Genomic DNA, 14,110 nt, shown 5'->3' with positions numbered 1-14,110 from the left:
CGGACCGGCCGGTGACGCGGGGCAGCTCACGGACCGGCCGCGACCGGGTCCCGGCCTGCGCGGCCTGCCGGAACGCCGCCGGCTCGACGGGGCCGAGGGCGGGATCCGGGAAGCCCGCCGACAGAGCGTCGGCGAACCTTCGGGCGCGTGGGGTGAGGGGGTCGTTCACTTGGCCGTCAGCCCGCCGTCGACGGCGAACTCGGCGCCGGTGACGTACGCCGAGGCGTCCGAGACCAGGTACAGGACGAGCTCCGCGACCTCCTCGGGACGGCCCATCCGGCGCAGCGGCACGTTCGGCCAGTCCCGCTCCCCGGCGTCCGGGCCGAGCGCACCTGCGACCATGGGGGTGTCGATCGCGCCGGGGTGGACGGAGTTGACCCGGATGCGGTGCGGGGCCAGGTCCAGGGCCGCGGACTTGGTGAGCCCGCGCAGGCCGAACTTGGTCGCCCCGTAGGAGGCGTGGCCTTCGATGCCGACCAGGCCGGCGGTAGAGGAGATGTTGACGATCGACCCGCCGTCGCCGGTGGTGCGCATCGCGGGGACGACGGCCTGGATGCCGAGGAACGGGCCGACGAGGTTCACCCGTAGCAGCCGCAGCAGATTCTCCTCGGTGTCCTCCTCGATCGGCGCGGTGCGCCACAACGCCGCGTTGTTGACCAGCGCGTCGATCCGACCGAAGGCATCGACGCCGGCCCGGACGACGTGGTGCCAGCCGGTCGCGTCGGTCACGTCGTGGACGACGAACAGCCCCTGGTCGCCGAGATCCTTGGCAACCGAGCGGCCCTCCTCCTCCCGCACGTCGGTGAGCACGACGCGGGCGCCGGCCTCCGCGAACAGCCGTGCCTCGGCGGCGCCTTGACCGCGGCCCGCGCCGGTGACGACAACCGTCCTGCCGTCGAGCCGCCGCGTCATGCCACGGACTCCTTCTCGAGGTCGCGGAAGTGGGGGATGACTGTCTCGCCCCACTGGCGGATGGTCTCCATGCACGCCTCTTGGGGCACGGTGCCCATCTGAATCAGGCACATGACTTCGTCGACGCCGATCTGCCGCAACTGCTCGACGTAGGCGATGGCGGTCTCGGCGGTGCCGTAGGCGTGCTTGGCGTTGAACTGGCCCGTGTCGGCGGGACGGACAGGGACATTCGCCTCGTGCAGCTTGGCGACCAGTAGCTCGCGGTCCCGTTCCATGGCGGCCACATGGTCCTCGCTCTCCTCGTACCCGGTGGGCGCGGGGCCGTTGCCGTACCAGTGGGCGATGGACTCGGCGAAGAACCGCTGCCCGCGGGTCCCGATCCGGTACGCCCGCTCGGCGTCGTCCAGCACGATTGTCGGGCAGAGCGCGGAGAAGTGGTTGTTGACCTCGGTGGAGACGAACCGGTCGCCGCTGCGGGTAGCGATGGCCTCGTCGTAGATCTTGCGCATCTCCTGGATGTCGTCGGCGCCGGCGAAGCCCAGCACCAGGGCGCCGATGCCCAGTTCGGCGGCGAGCTCGAGGGTGTCGTGCTTGCTGCATGCCATGAACAGCGGCGGGTGCGGAGTCTGGAAGGGGCGGGGCAGGACGGCTCCGGGACCGATGTCGATCGACCCGTGCCACTCGAACTGCTCCTCGCGCCAGGCGTTGCTGAAGATCCTCAGCGCCTCCTCCATCTGAGGGTAGGTGTCCTCGGGCTGGACCCCGTACATGGACATCTCCTGCTTGGTGGCGCCGCGGCCGGCGCCGATGTCGACGCGCCCGCCGGTCAGCACGTCCAGCATGGCGGCGCGCTCGGCAACCCGCACCGGGTGCTGATAGCCGAAGGGCATGGTGACCACGCCGTGGCCGATGCGTATGCGGGAAGTCCGCGCCGCCACCCAGGCGAGGAACACCTCGGATGCGCTCATGTGTGCGTACTGCGTCAGCGCGTGGTGCTCGACCGCCCAGATTCGGTCGAATCCCATCTTCTCGGCCAGGACGGCCTGTTCGACGCAGTCGTGGAAGACCTGGCGCTCCCGCTCGGGGGTCGGGTCCGCGATCTGCGCTTCGAAGATCATCGAAAACTTCACGGCGGCTCCTCGATAGTATTTCTGTTCGGAATATATCTAGCAGTAATACACCGAGGGCGGGGAGGGCGTCCGGGATCCGCTCCCACTCAGCGGGAGAACGGAGTTCTGTTCCAGAACGGGGCAACGTACGGTCCTTGCGCCGTAGGCGTCGCGAGCAGGGGAGAAGTCATCGATGGCGGATCTTCAGGGCAGGACAGTGATCATCACCGGTGCGGCACGCGGGCTGGGTGCGGAGGCAGGCCGGGTGGCCGTCGAGGCCGGCGCCCAAGTGGTGCTCACCGACGTGCTTCAGGAGGAGGGCCGGATCGCCGCCGAGAAGCTTGGGGAGGCTGCCCGGTTCGTCCGGCACGACGTCACCTCCGAGACGGATTGGCGCCGGGTGGTGGACTTTACGGTCGCCGAGTTCGGCACCGTCGACGGGCTCGTCAACAACGCGGGTGTTTCCGGCGGTTCCCACCGGCTCGAAGAGCAGTCGGTCGAGGACTTCCGCCGGGTCCTCGACATCGACCTCACCGGTGTCTTCATTGGCATGCGCAGCGTGATCCCGCTCATGAAGGGGCGAGGGGGTGGCTCGATCGTCAACGTCTCCTCGTCGGCGGGCCTGATGGGCCTGGCGATGACCGCTGGATACGGAGCCGCCAAGTGGGGCGTGCGCGGGCTGACCAAAGTCGGCGCGGTGGAGCTGGGTACGGCGAGGATCCGCGTCAATTCGGTGCATCCGGGCATGACATACACCCCGATGACCGCCGATGTCGGCATCGAACGGGGCGAGGGAAAGTACCCGAACACCCCCATGGGCAGGGTCGGCGAGGCCCCGGAGATCGCGGAGGCCGTCGTCTTCCTGCTGTCGGACGCCGCCTCGTACATCACGGGTGCCGAGCTGGCCGTGGACGGTGGGTGGACCACGGGCCCTACGGTGCAGCGGCTCGCCGGGAGGTGACGCGGGCTTCGGCCGCGCCCAGCCGCGGGCCGGACAGATTCGGCCGATCCGCGGTGAGCCTCCTTATCGCACTCTTCGGTGCGGTCACGCAGCTTCGTCTCACCGACCGGAACCCCTGCCCGGTTTGCGCCTCCGGGCACGGCGAGGAGGGCTGCGGACCCTGCCAAGGAACGGCGAGGTTCCCAAAGAGACAATCCAGCGGATCCGGATTCCCCCAGAAGTTCGAGCCGGGCAACGACTGCGTCTCGGAGGACTGGGCTGACCCGGTAAGAACGGTGGGGAGGCGGACCCTTCGTCGTCATACGGATCGGGGGGTGAAACGCAGTTGGCCCGACACCCCAGCCGGAGGCGTCAGGCCACTGCACTGAGCCAGTCGAGGGGCGAGGCCCTTCGGCGTGGCCTGACGCCTGGCATGGTGGTCCTGGCGTGTTAAAGCAGCCCGCCCAGCGGCAGGGTGCGCTCGGTGAGTTGTCCGCGCAGCCGTTCTCCGGTGGTGTCGGCTTCGGTGAGCCAGTCGGCGGTGACCAGGAGTTCGGCGTGCGCGGCGACCTGGTCGGGGGGCAGGGTGCAGAACGCAGCGACCTGGTCCAGGTCCAGCCCGCCGTCCTCGGTGCGCCCGAGGTGTCCGTCGGGGCGAGTGTGCGCGGCGGTGTACAGGGCCAGGAGCCGGGTGGTGGCGCCCAGTTTCTTCTTGCGGATCTTCCGGTCACCCACGACTTTCTGGGCCCAGCCGGAGATCCTCGCGCGGGTGGTCTTGCCGAAGTCGAACGGGCGGGGCTGTTCCGGCAGCAGGGTGGGGACGGTGATGGCGGTGGGGTCCTCGGACCGGGAGGCCATCACGTCGGCGACGGTGTCGGGCAGGCGCAGCCAGTCAGCCGCGACCAGTTGCTGAAGCACCCGCTCGGCATCGCCTTGGAGCCAGCCGGCGAGGTCCTGGCCGGTGATGTTCCCGGTGCCGGCGCGCGCGGCCCGCAGGGTGAGCATGAGGACTGCAAGGCGCACCTCGGCCTCGGGGTACGGGGCGTGGGCGGTGACGTAGTCCAGCATGGCGCGGGCGTGCTCGGCCTGGCCCCGTGTCAGCAGCCGTTCCACCACCGGCTCGTTGCCGCTCGCCGCGTCGCCGACCGCTGGGCCGCCACGGTTGGCGTGCATCTCGCGGGTGGTCTGCGCGGCCTTCTCGGCGCGTTTCGCCTCGTGGCGCAGGGAACCGTCGCCGGTGACGTCGGCCCAAAGGGCGAACGCGCGGGCCTTGCGCTCGTGGAGCTCGGCCAGGAGAGCGAGGTCGGGTTCGGGGCGCTGCTGGTAGGCGCGGAACGCATCCCCGAGGTCGATGAGTTCCACCCGCAGGACGTCGGGCTCGAGGTCATGCGGCACGACCCGCTGGGCGATCTTCCCCCTCCGCTTCGCCTGCCGGGACGCTGTGGCCGGTGCGGCAGTGCGGGCATGGAGGAGCGGCGTGGTCCTCGTGGCCGGGGAAGAGGGGGCGTCGGCAGCGCGGGAGGGACTGTGGTCGGAGAACACCGCCGCTCGGTTCCCGGTCGCGCCGGGGGCGGGCTCCCGCCCATTGGTCGGGTTCCCCGCAGGCCGGTCCGTCGTCTGGGTGGTGTGGGATGGGGGCGGGGCGGTGTCCAGGACCCGGCAGTCGGGGGTCGCGGCAGCGCAGCGCGCGCATGTCTCCGCGATCCGCCACAGTCTTCCGGCACGGTCCGCGTACACCGTCAGGACCACCGGGCCGGCGCACCGCACTGTCCCCGTCGCCGGGTGCGTACCGCCATGCCGCCCGGCGGCGGGGTCGGGGGTGTGCCAGGCGCAACCGGCGGCGCGGCAGGCGCACCACGCCTCGCCGCGCGGCCCGCCGCCCGAGCGGATGAAGGCCAGATGGATGTTGACGTGGTCGATTGCGGCCTTGCGCCCCGCAGTGGCGCCGCCGGGGACGCGCTGCTCGGCGCAGGCCGGGCGGGAGCAGGAAAGTCTTACCGCGCCGGAGGAGGGGCGGCCGTGGGGGTCCAGGCGCACCGTCCATACCCTTCCTGCGACGCGTTCTTCCTGCCGTGTGCCGGCCTCCACCGCCATGTGCGTACTCCCAGCGTTGCTCGATCGGTTGCCCCGGGCTGTCCCATCATCGGGGATGAAGCCGATCGCCCCCTGGGGAACGGGCAGGCCCGGCGTGCTCTGCTCGCACGCGAATCCTTGCATAACGTGAGGAACTGCCCAACACTCCGTTAAAACGTTCGACACAGGGACACGTTCGACGTAGGCAGGCATTGATGGCAAAAGAGCGCAGCAGAAGTGGGCGGCCGAGCACTCGAAGCAGGCGAAGCAGCGCCATGCCGCGTCGTCACGGAACGATTTTACGCTTCGCGTCCTTCGTCATCGGCGGCCTGCGTCGAATGAGGTCGGGTGCCGGGTTCACAGGCCGAGCGACACCGGTCTGCCCGGAACCCCACCGGCGATCAGTGCCGCCAGCGGTGAGGCGAGATCGCGGGGCGAGAACAGCTCGGAACCGCGGTAGTCGGCGATGTCTCTCAGCTGCCACCAGCGGAAGCCGTCGATGTTCTCGGCGGCGAGCTCGTCGTCGGACATCGCGCCTCGGGGATGGAACGAGGTGGTGCGGACCAGGAAGTAGTCATTGACCACGCCGTCGTAGCCTGCGGCGTGTCCGGGTGCGACGACCTGCTGGTGCCATACGTGCGGCGGGTCTGTATCGACCTTAAGCCCTACCTCTTCATGCAGTTCGCGGCGAAGCGCGGCAAGTGCTGTCTCGTCGCGCTCGACGCCTCCGCCGGGAGCTGCCCAAACGACCGTGCCAGCCGGCTCTGGAATGGCGAAGCGACACAGCAGGATGCGGTCGTTCTCGTCGAGAACGACCGCCCGGACCGAGTGACGCAGATTCAACGAAGACATCCGGGCAGGCTATCCGCCGGCCCGCGAACTGCACGATCCCTTGGAATCGATCAACGAGGGGGTTCCTTCGGGGCGGCCGGCTTCGACTCGATCCGGCGGAAGGCAACCGCGTCGATAACCGCCCACAGCTTCGGGGTGTCCGGACCAGCAGGAACTGACGTTCCATCCGTACGCCCAACCAGCCTGCCCAGCCCAACCGAAAGGCCAGACCGGGCATCACCTCAGGTACCGCCCTCTGAAAACGGTGCTTGGCACACGGTTGCTGTAGTTCGTGATCTGGGTGGTGTTGTCGCTGGTCAGGGCGTTGTGTCGGCGTAGGCGTGCCAGGCGAGGTGGCAGGTTCGGGCTCGGTGCTGGTGGTGTCGGCGCCAGCTGGACCAGTGCAGGACGTGCTCTGCGTCGCGCCGGGGCGGTGGCAGGACGAGTAGCCGCAGCAGCAGCCATGGGCCGATCCAGCAGAGCCTGGGCAACCGTCGCTTCCATCGTTATGGCCCTTTCGCTCGGAACGCCACGCGCCCGACGTCCTGCGACGCGGGCGCGTGCCTGGGCCGGATCGCTCCAGGACAGGTCACTTGAGGATCTCCAGCATCCGGTTCCCGAGGACCGCGGCCGAGGCCGGGTTCTGTCCGGTCACCAGGTTGCGGTCCTCGACCACGTAGGGCTCCCAGATCGGACCACGGCTGAAGTTGACCCCGACCTTCGCCTTCACGTCGGTCTCCAGCAGCCACGGCACCCTGGAGGCCAGTCCGACGCGGTCCTCCTCCTCGTCGGTGAAGCAGGTGATGTTGTAGCCCTTGAACGGCGACTCACCGTGGATCCTGGTGGCCAGCATCGCGGCGGGACCGTGACAGACGATGAACAGCGGGTTGCCCGAGGCCAACTGCTGGGTCAGCAGCCGCCCCACGTCGGCGTCCCACGCCAGGTCCGCCATCGGACCGTGACCGCCCGGCAGGTAGACCGCGTCGTAGTCCTCCAGGCGCACGTCCGACAGCTGCAGCGGTCGACGGATCACCTCCGCGGAACGGATGATGGCCTCCAGCTCCAGGGCGCTGTCGTTTCCGCCGACCATCTCGGGGCGCAGGCTCATCATGTCGACGGTCGGCGTCACACCGTTCGGCGTCGCGACGACGACCTCGTGACCGGCGTCCGTGAGGATCTTGTACGGGTTCGCGAACTCCTCGGCCCAGTAGCCGGTCGCGTGCCGCGTGCCGTCCTTCAGGACCCAGTAGGTGGCTCCGCTGACGATGAAAAGCACTTTTGCCATGGGAGAAATCCCCTCTCGGACGCATGCCAGGAGCGGCTTCGGCGGGATGCCCCGCGAAACCGACCCGCCCCGCCGGTTTTCTCCCCCCTTCCCACGCAACCACGCTAGGCAGCCGCGCCGACCGCGCGCAACCCGGTGCTCCGTCGACGGCCTTGGACGCGTATCGCGCCGTCGGCGGTGGCACCCTCGGCCACGGACGCATCCGGTCACATGTCCAGGACCACGTCGGCCGGGGGCGTCGAACAGCAGATGAGCGCGCTTCCTCCGGCGGGGGGCTCCAGAGGCTGCGGGGCGTACTCGACGTGGCCGGAGAGAAGCGCGGTCTCGCAGGTGTGACAGATTCCGGTGCGGCAGGACCAGCGCACGGGCACGTCGCACGCCTCGGCGAGTCCGAGCAGCGTCCCGTAGTCACGGTGCCAGGGGACGATCAGCCCGCTGCGCGCGAAGGCTACGGACGGCCCCGGGCGGCCGCCGGGAGGAGCGGCCGGCTGGTGCGGTGCCCGGGCAGATCCGGTCACCACACCGGGGGTGACGGCGGACGTGGCCCCGAAGACCTCGGTGCGGATCCGGGAGGACGGCAGGCCGCAGGCCTCCAGGGCTCCGGTCATGTCCCGCATGAACGCGCTCGGCCCGCAGATGTAGGCGTCGGCGTCCGGAGGCGGCTCCAGGCTGCGGATCCGCTCGGGACTGAACCGCCCACTGACCGTGTAGTCGACACCTGGGCGGTCGACGACGGACGGACGGCTGTAGGAGACGAACGACCGGCCTGCGGGCAGCTGGGAGAGCAGTGCGCGCACTTCGCCGGCGAACGGGTGGTTCTCGCCGTCCCGGGCCGCGTGCAGCCACCACACCGCGCGCTGCGAGCGCTCCGCGGCCAGAGCGTGCAGCATGGCCAGGACCGGGGTGGCACCGACACCGGCGGACAGCAGCAGGACCGGGGTGTCCGCGTCCGCGAGCAGGAACGTGCCGCGCGGAGCGGCGACATCGAGAACGTCACCCACCTTCACGTGCTGACGCAGGTAGGTGCTGGCGACGCCGTGTGGCTCCTGCTTGACACTGATGCGGTACGTCTCGGCGCCCGGTCGGCCGGAGAGCGAGTAGTTGCGGATGACCGGGGAGGCCTGTGGGTCCGGCCGCAGGCGGACCGTGAGGAACTGCCCCGGCAGAGCGGCTGGGAGCGGCTCACCGTCAACTGCCGCCAGAGTGAGCGAGAAGATGCTCGCGCTCTCCGGCTCGATGCGGGCGACTTCGAGCCGACGGAACCCGGGCCAGGCCGGCGGCGGGCCGCTGGTGGTCAGCCCGCGGTTACCGCCCACGGCGCCGGAGCCGCGATCCGCGTCGTCGAGCAGGGCTCGCAGCGACGTCTTCCAACCGGGGCTCAACGCGGGGATGCGCAGGGCCCGTTCGAGCTGCGGCCGGGCGTGGCCGGGCAGGTAGAGCAGCGCGTCGATCTCCGCGACGGTCATCTCCTCGGGGCCCGAGGCGATCTTCACGATCTCGTCCCCGGCCCGCACACGCCCTTCAGTCAGCACCCGCATGTAGAAGCCCGGGCGGCGATGGGACACCAGCAGGGCGGCCATCTGCGGCTCGCCGAGCCGCAACCCCACGCGGTAGCACGTCACGCGGGGTTGGGTGACCTCGAAGACCGCACCGCCGATCTCGTAGCGGTCACCGATGCACACCTCGTCGTCGGCGAGTCCGTCCACAGTGAGGTTCTCGCCGAACTGGCCGTACGTGAAGTCGTCCCGCTTCAGGTACTCCTGCCAATGGCGATAGGAGCTCAACTGGTAGACCAGCACGGCACGCTGCTCGCCGCCGTGCCCGGCGAGGTCACCCTGCCCGTCGCCGTCCAGGTTGAGGCGGCGCGCCATCACGGGCCCGGCGACGGGGTGCTTCCAGATGCCAGTGTGGGTGGTCCTGCCGTGCCAGGGGACGTCCTTGGGCATGCCGACGTTCACGGCGATCAGAGCGGCCATGACCTGTGCTCCCCCCGCGCTCGACAGGCCGGTGCCTCCAGCGTCGTACGGTCGGCCGCCGACCGCACCCGAAGAGCTCTACGCGGCGCCGGGGCGCGGCGACACGTAGAGTGAGAGCCGGTGGGCGCCGTCGCCGCGTGTGGCCCGCCGTGAGCCGGAGACTTCCAGCGCGAGAACCTCAGCTTGGACATACCCATGAGCTCGGAGAAGAAGGTGGCAATCGTCACCGGTGCTTCACAAGGCATCGGCGCGGCCGTCGCCGACGCGTACCGCAGGCGCGGGTACGCCGTCGTCGTGACCGCCCGGTCCATCCCCTCGTCGCACGATCCGGACGTACTCGCCGTGCCCGGCGACCTGAGTCGGCCCGGTACCGGTGCGCAGATCGTCGAGCAGGCGCTGGACCGCTTCGGCCGGATCGACACGCTGGTGAACAACGCCGGCGTCTACCGGGAGAAACCATTCACCGACTACACCGACGCCGACTACGACCTGGTGACCGGCGTCAATCTGCGCGGCTTCTTCGACGTCACGCGCAGCGCCATCCCCGCGATGCTCGCGGGCGGCGACGGCGGGCACGTCTTGTGCGTCTCGACGTCGCTGGTCGACCGCGCCAACGCGCGCATACCCGCGGCGCTCGCCTCGCTGACCAAAGGCGGCCTGGTCGCCGCGACGAAGGAGCTGGCCATCGAATACGCGGCGCGCCGCATCCGCGCCAACGCCGTCTCACTCGGCGTCATCCGCACTCCGATGCACCCGGACGACCCGGGCGGCACGCTCGCCGCGCTGCACCCGCTCGGGCGAATGGGCGAGATCGACGACGTCGTCGAGGCGATCATGTACCTCGAACAGGCCTCGTTCGTCACCGGCGAGATCCTGCACGTCGACGGCGGCCAGAGCGCCGGCTTCTGAAAGTACCGGGATCGGGAGTGATCGACCTATGCGCACGCGCAAGCAACTGGCTCCGCTCGGCGCTGTCGGTGCGGGTCTGGCGGCGGGAGTGATCGGCACCGTCTGCATGGACACCGTGCGGTTCCTGCGCCAGCGCCGGGCCGGCGGCGAACACAACGCCCTGCACTGGGAGTTCGCCCCGGTCCGCACCTGGCAGGAGGCGCCGGATCCCGGGCAGGTCGGAAAGCGCCTGGCCGAGGCCTTCACCCTGCGCGAGCTGCCGGACAGCGCGGCGTTCCCCGTCAGCACGTTCATGCACTGGGCCTATGGAGCGGGCAACGCGGCCTTCTACGGCGTCGTCAGCGCCTCGCTGCGCAAGCCCCACGTCCTGTACGGGCTCCCCTACGGTGCGCTCGTGTGGCTCAGCGGATACGTGTTGCTTCCGATCGCGGGACTCTACAAACCCATCTGGACATACGACGCCAAGACGCTGGGTGATGATCTGACCGCCCACCTCGCCTACGGCGTCGGCACGAGCAGCGCGTTCTGGTTGCTGAGCAGGGTTTCCGTGTTCTCACGGCGGCTGTAGTTCGTGATCTGGGTGGCGCTGGTCGGCGAGGTGGAGGCCGGGTTCGGAGACGGTGACGCTGTCGCGATCACGACGAGGCATGACCCATCAGAGAGCGGCGGCCGCTGTCACATTAGCGCGGCGGGCAGTACCTGGAGCGGTGCGAGGGCCTGATGGGCCGGGTGGCCGACTGCTTCCCGCGGCGGGAGAGCCGCCGGACGTTCCGGGAGATGGCCCAGGGCCTGCTGATGGACTTGGACGACGTGAACTGCTGGACGCCGGCCGAGGCGATCGGGCATCGGGGTCCGCACCGGTTGCAGGACCTGCTCTCCCGCGCGGTCCGGGACCAGGAGCGCGCCTTGGAGCGGACGGCGGCCTGGGCCGTGGAGGTGCTGGACGACGGTGCGGTGTGCCGATCGCCGAGGAGACCGGGGACGAGAAGTCTTCCACGGACGCGGTCGGCGCCGGCCCGCAGTACCCCGGCGCGCTGGGCGGGGGTCGGGGTGTGCCAGGTCGCCGTCCACCTCACCTTCGCCACCGACCGCGGCCACATGGTGACCGGCCGGGCTCTGTACCTGCCCAGGGACTGTGCCGGGGACGAGGAACGCCGTGAGCTGGCCGGCGCTCCCGAGGAGGTGTGCCTCGCCACCAAGCCCGAACTCGCCGCGGCCCTGCTCACGCGGGCGGTGGTCGGCGGGATACGGGCCGCGTTCCTCGCGGCCGACGAGGTCTACGGCACCCGCCACCTGCGGCGCACCTGCCGCACCCTCGAGCTCGGGTACGCGGTTGCGGTCCGCTCCCAACCACACGGAGAGACGCTCGGTCGCGCCGATGAGCGGACACGTCGTTCTGCCAGCCCGCCGAGAAAACCCATTGCGAGTGACCCGCATCGGATGTCTGATTGATCGGCCACCGATCAGGGGAGGGAACATGAGTATGTCGCTGCCCATTCCCTCGTTGCACACCGCTCGCCTTCGACTGCGTGCATTCGAAGACGCGGATGCGAACGACCTCTTCGCACTGCACAGCAGCGCCTACGTGCTGCGCTACTGGGACGCGCCACCGTGGAGCGAACGCGTACGCGCCGAGAAGTTCATCACGGCTTGCCGGCAGATGGCGCAGGAGGGCACCGGGGCGCGGCTGGCCGTGGATCGTGTCTCCGACGGGGCGTTCATCGGCTGGTGCAGCCTGAGCAGGTGGAATCCGGACTACCGCAGCGCTTCGCTTGGCTACTGCTTCGACGATGCAGCGTGGGGCCACGGCTACGCGACTGAGGCCGCGCGCGCTTTGCTTCGGTGGGCATTCGACACGCTGGAGCTAAATCGCGTCCAAGCTGAGACCGATACGCGCAACGTGGCATCTGCCCGCGTGCTGGAGAAGCTCGGCTTCGCGCGTGAAGGGACGTTGCGGGAGGACTGCGTAGTCAACGGCGAGGTCTCTGACTCGTGGGTCTACGGGCTGATCAGGCGGGAGTGGCGGCCGTCGTCGGAGCCGGTTTCCGCCCACTGAGTTACGTTGCTCGGCACCCGGTATCGGCCACGCCCCAAACCACTGATCACTGCGCCTCATCCACACATAACGGCGAACCGAACAAAGGGTTACATACCGTCCTCTGAGAAGCAGGTCACGCGGGCCAGGGCTACACCTTGCGGTTCCGGTACCCGCGGGCGTGCTGCCGCCGGACAGCCCACCACGGATCTGCCGGCCGCGTCCGAGGCCCCCTCGGACGGGCCTGCATGAAGACACCCGACGCTGTCGGTGTCCTTGCGCTTCTCCGCGTGGACACCGACAGTTCCGGGTGTCTTCATGCCCCCCGCTATCGCAGTGGCGCTCCCGTGATGATCGGTCAGGCGGTCGCGGTACCGACCACCTTGGTCGGGCTGACACGGACGACGACACGGAGAACCTCTGCCGGGAGCTCGAGGTACTCCTGGCCGGCACCGGGGCCTTCGTACTGTTCGGCTAGGGCAACCGCTAGACCCCGGCCAGTGTCCTCGGTGACTGTGGCGAGGCCGCGTATCTCGACGTAGCGCAACGGGTCGGCCGGATCATAGACGGTCAGGCTGGCGCGGGGGTCGCGGCGTAGGTTGCGTTCCTTGCGACGGCCGGCAGCGGTGGAGACGAGCAGGTCATCACCGTCGCGGCCAACCCAGACCACCGACGTCTGCGGGCTTCCGTCCGGGTTGACAGTGGCGAGGACGGCGGGAACCGGCGCATCGAGCAGCGCCCGGACGGAATCGTTCAGCATGGCTGTCATTCGGGCGAAGCTATCTGCCGCCCGGATCGTCCCGCACCTGGATTTGGCCGACTGAGAGGTCAAGCCAGGGCGCAGGGCTACGCCTTGCAGTTCAGGTACTCGCAGGCGCGCTGCCGCCGCACCTCCCGCTACGGATCGCTCGGCCCGGCGCGAATGAGCTTGTGCAGTGTCCGCGAAGGCCCAGCCCGTCGCGTACACGCTGTCCAGGCTGAGCCACTCCATGCGGATGACCGGTCTGCTCAGGACAGTCCCGAACCAGTCAGCGCACTGCTTGGCGAGCTGTTTCGCTGTCCCACTCGCGCGGAAGAACCCACGCTCGGGCGTCTCGTCGAGGTTGAAGAGCTGGTCCCGGACCTTGCCGGCACGCACATGCGTGCCGTGGAAGTGCACCGCCCATTCGCCGAGTATCAAACGCCGCTCGGTGTCGCTGAGGGAGACATGGACCAGCAGCGATGAGTCGTCCTCAGGCCGACCGACGCTACTATGCGCCACCGGCATGCGCCAGGAACCGGCCCGGCTCTGCAGGGCCTCGATGAAGGTCGGCTCGCCGCGTTGAAGTCTCAGGGCTCCTCGCCGTCCTCCTCAGGATCCTCAACTACGAACCACGGGTTGCTGTCCACGAGCCCAACCCTAGACCTCCACCACAAAAGTTGTGCCAGAGCCGACACTCGTGAACAGAACCACTGGTGCGCTACCGGGTGACTCCCCCAGGACTACCCCAGCAGCCGAGTAAGTCAGGGGAGGGGCTACGAATGCTTGCGGATATAGATTCATGTAGGGCCAGGTGGAGCGGGTACGGGCGGTGGCCTGGGGGTCTCCTCTATATAGGGCCGGGACCTGTGAGGGACCACATCACCGCGCCGGCCTTCTTCGTGGGCCGGGACGGCACGGAGCGTCCGTCAGGCAGCAACCGGGAAGGGGGGCGTCGAGGTCGACGCCCCGCAGCGCGTCGAGCACGTACGCGTCGCGTCGGGCGTGGTGCTGTTCGGCGAGCTGGCGCGGCACCAGCTCCCCAGGCCGGCCCTGGATCGAAAGCTGAGAGTCGCTGCCGTGGCGGCCGGCTCCGGCACTTTGAGGCATGCGGCGACCCGGCGGGCCATCGCGCCTACCGCTGGACGGGCCCTTCTCTCTCTTTGCGATATCGGAGCACTCAGGTTAGCGGGCTACCGCTCCCAAAAAGTGATTTGGCGGCGGTTGGTGGGATGAAGCCCTGGTTAGCGGGTTATGTCGTTAATTCGTAACGGCGCTGGGCGAGGGGCAACGTGCGGGGC

Annotated in this window: 12 protein-coding genes; 5 read left to right on the top strand and 7 right to left on the bottom strand. The window is 69.4% G+C overall.

All coding sequences use genetic code 11. The annotated features are described in order from the left end of the window. Positions 1-165: 165 nt before the first annotated feature. Both ACFU8Q_RS30500 and ACFU8Q_RS30495 read right to left on the bottom strand, forming a co-directional pair. A complete protein-coding gene (locus ACFU8Q_RS30500) occupies positions 166-912 on the bottom strand; it encodes a glucose 1-dehydrogenase (protein WP_384459885.1) in 747 nt (248 codons plus the stop codon). Continuing rightward, positions 909-2,042: an LLM class flavin-dependent oxidoreductase gene (locus ACFU8Q_RS30495; RefSeq protein ID WP_384459882.1), complete on the bottom strand. Its 1,134-nt coding sequence runs from the start codon at positions 2,040-2,042 to the stop codon at positions 909-911. The genes ACFU8Q_RS30500 and ACFU8Q_RS30495 overlap by 4 nt, the downstream gene beginning before the upstream one ends. A gap of 172 nt (positions 2,043-2,214) precedes the next feature. On the opposite strand from ACFU8Q_RS30495, the gene ACFU8Q_RS30490 reads away from it, so the two are divergent. Then, complete coding sequence (locus ACFU8Q_RS30490; protein ID WP_384459879.1) at positions 2,215-2,982, top strand: glucose 1-dehydrogenase; 768 nt, start codon at positions 2,215-2,217, stop codon at positions 2,980-2,982. Between the two features lie 429 nt (positions 2,983-3,411). Here the strand turns inward: ACFU8Q_RS30490 and ACFU8Q_RS30485 are convergent, their stop codons facing one another. From ACFU8Q_RS30485 to ACFU8Q_RS30470, 4 genes are all read right to left on the bottom strand, one after another. Next, complete coding sequence (locus ACFU8Q_RS30485) at positions 3,412-4,998, bottom strand: hypothetical protein (protein WP_384459876.1); 1,587 nt, start codon at positions 4,996-4,998, stop codon at positions 3,412-3,414. Between the two features lie 393 nt (positions 4,999-5,391). Then, entirely contained in the window at positions 5,392-5,886 is a 495-nt protein-coding gene (locus ACFU8Q_RS30480) for an NUDIX hydrolase (protein WP_384459873.1), read from the bottom strand. 568 nt (positions 5,887-6,454) lie between these two features. Next, on the bottom strand, positions 6,455-7,150 hold the full coding sequence (locus tag ACFU8Q_RS30475) for a type 1 glutamine amidotransferase domain-containing protein (RefSeq protein WP_384459870.1): 696 nt from the start codon (positions 7,148-7,150) through the stop codon (positions 6,455-6,457). A gap of 206 nt (positions 7,151-7,356) precedes the next feature. Continuing rightward, complete coding sequence (locus ACFU8Q_RS30470) at positions 7,357-9,126, bottom strand: MOSC domain-containing protein (protein WP_384459867.1); 1,770 nt, start codon at positions 9,124-9,126, stop codon at positions 7,357-7,359. A 195-nt stretch (positions 9,127-9,321) separates the two neighbouring features. On the opposite strand from ACFU8Q_RS30470, the gene ACFU8Q_RS30465 reads away from it, so the two are divergent. The 4 genes from ACFU8Q_RS30465 (at position 9,322) to ACFU8Q_RS30450 (ending at position 12,091) form a co-directional block, all read left to right on the top strand. Beyond that, positions 9,322-10,035, top strand: a complete 714-nt coding sequence (locus ACFU8Q_RS30465; RefSeq protein ID WP_384459864.1) for an SDR family NAD(P)-dependent oxidoreductase — start codon at positions 9,322-9,324, stop codon at positions 10,033-10,035. A 28-nt stretch (positions 10,036-10,063) separates the two neighbouring features. After that, positions 10,064-10,603 carry a hypothetical protein gene (locus ACFU8Q_RS30460; protein ID WP_384459861.1) on the top strand — a complete coding sequence of 180 codons (540 nt, stop codon included), beginning with the start codon at positions 10,064-10,066 and terminating at the stop codon, positions 10,601-10,603. 209 nt (positions 10,604-10,812) lie between these two features. Next, the gene (locus ACFU8Q_RS30455) at positions 10,813-11,487 is read left to right on the top strand and encodes a transposase (protein WP_384459858.1); all 675 of its coding nucleotides are present in this window, start codon (positions 10,813-10,815) and stop codon (positions 11,485-11,487) included. Between the two features lie 31 nt (positions 11,488-11,518). Then, positions 11,519-12,091 carry a GNAT family N-acetyltransferase gene (locus ACFU8Q_RS30450; RefSeq protein WP_384459888.1) on the top strand — a complete coding sequence of 191 codons (573 nt, stop codon included), beginning with the start codon at positions 11,519-11,521 and terminating at the stop codon, positions 12,089-12,091. A gap of 337 nt (positions 12,092-12,428) precedes the next feature. Here ACFU8Q_RS30450 and ACFU8Q_RS30445 read toward each other — a convergent pair whose 3' ends face one another. Next, the gene (locus tag ACFU8Q_RS30445) at positions 12,429-13,337 is read right to left on the bottom strand and encodes a PPOX class F420-dependent oxidoreductase (RefSeq protein ID WP_384459855.1); all 909 of its coding nucleotides are present in this window, start codon (positions 13,335-13,337) and stop codon (positions 12,429-12,431) included. Positions 13,338-14,110: the final 773 nt, after the last annotated feature.

Origin of the sequence: Streptomyces sp. NPDC057543, from assembly GCF_042801895.1 — a bacterium.
GTDB lineage: Bacteria > Actinomycetota > Actinomycetes > Streptomycetales > Streptomycetaceae > Streptomyces.
The sequence above is the reverse complement of the archived record's forward strand: the minus strand, read 5'-3'. Positions and strand labels throughout refer to the sequence as shown.

Coding starts and splice junctions, on each gene's coding strand:
- ACFU8Q_RS30500 (WP_384459885.1), bottom strand. CDS start 912: ATGACGCGGCGGCTCGACGGCAGGACGGTTGTCGTCACCGGCGCGGGC.
- ACFU8Q_RS30490 (WP_384459879.1), top strand. CDS start 2,215: ATGGCGGATCTTCAGGGCAGGACAGTGATCATCACCGGTGCGGCACGC.
- ACFU8Q_RS30480 (WP_384459873.1), bottom strand. CDS start 5,886: ATGTCTTCGTTGAATCTGCGTCACTCGGTCCGGGCGGTCGTTCTCGAC.
- ACFU8Q_RS30475 (WP_384459870.1), bottom strand. CDS start 7,150: ATGGCAAAAGTGCTTTTCATCGTCAGCGGAGCCACCTACTGGGTCCTG.
- ACFU8Q_RS30470 (WP_384459867.1), bottom strand. CDS start 9,126: ATGGCCGCTCTGATCGCCGTGAACGTCGGCATGCCCAAGGACGTCCCC.
- ACFU8Q_RS30465 (WP_384459864.1), top strand. CDS start 9,322: ATGAGCTCGGAGAAGAAGGTGGCAATCGTCACCGGTGCTTCACAAGGC.
- ACFU8Q_RS30460 (WP_384459861.1), top strand. CDS start 10,064: ATGCGCACGCGCAAGCAACTGGCTCCGCTCGGCGCTGTCGGTGCGGGT.
- ACFU8Q_RS30455 (WP_384459858.1), top strand. CDS start 10,813: ATGGCCCAGGGCCTGCTGATGGACTTGGACGACGTGAACTGCTGGACG.
- ACFU8Q_RS30450 (WP_384459888.1), top strand. CDS start 11,519: ATGTCGCTGCCCATTCCCTCGTTGCACACCGCTCGCCTTCGACTGCGT.
- ACFU8Q_RS30445 (WP_384459855.1), bottom strand. CDS start 13,337: ATGCCGGTGGCGCATAGTAGCGTCGGTCGGCCTGAGGACGACTCATCG.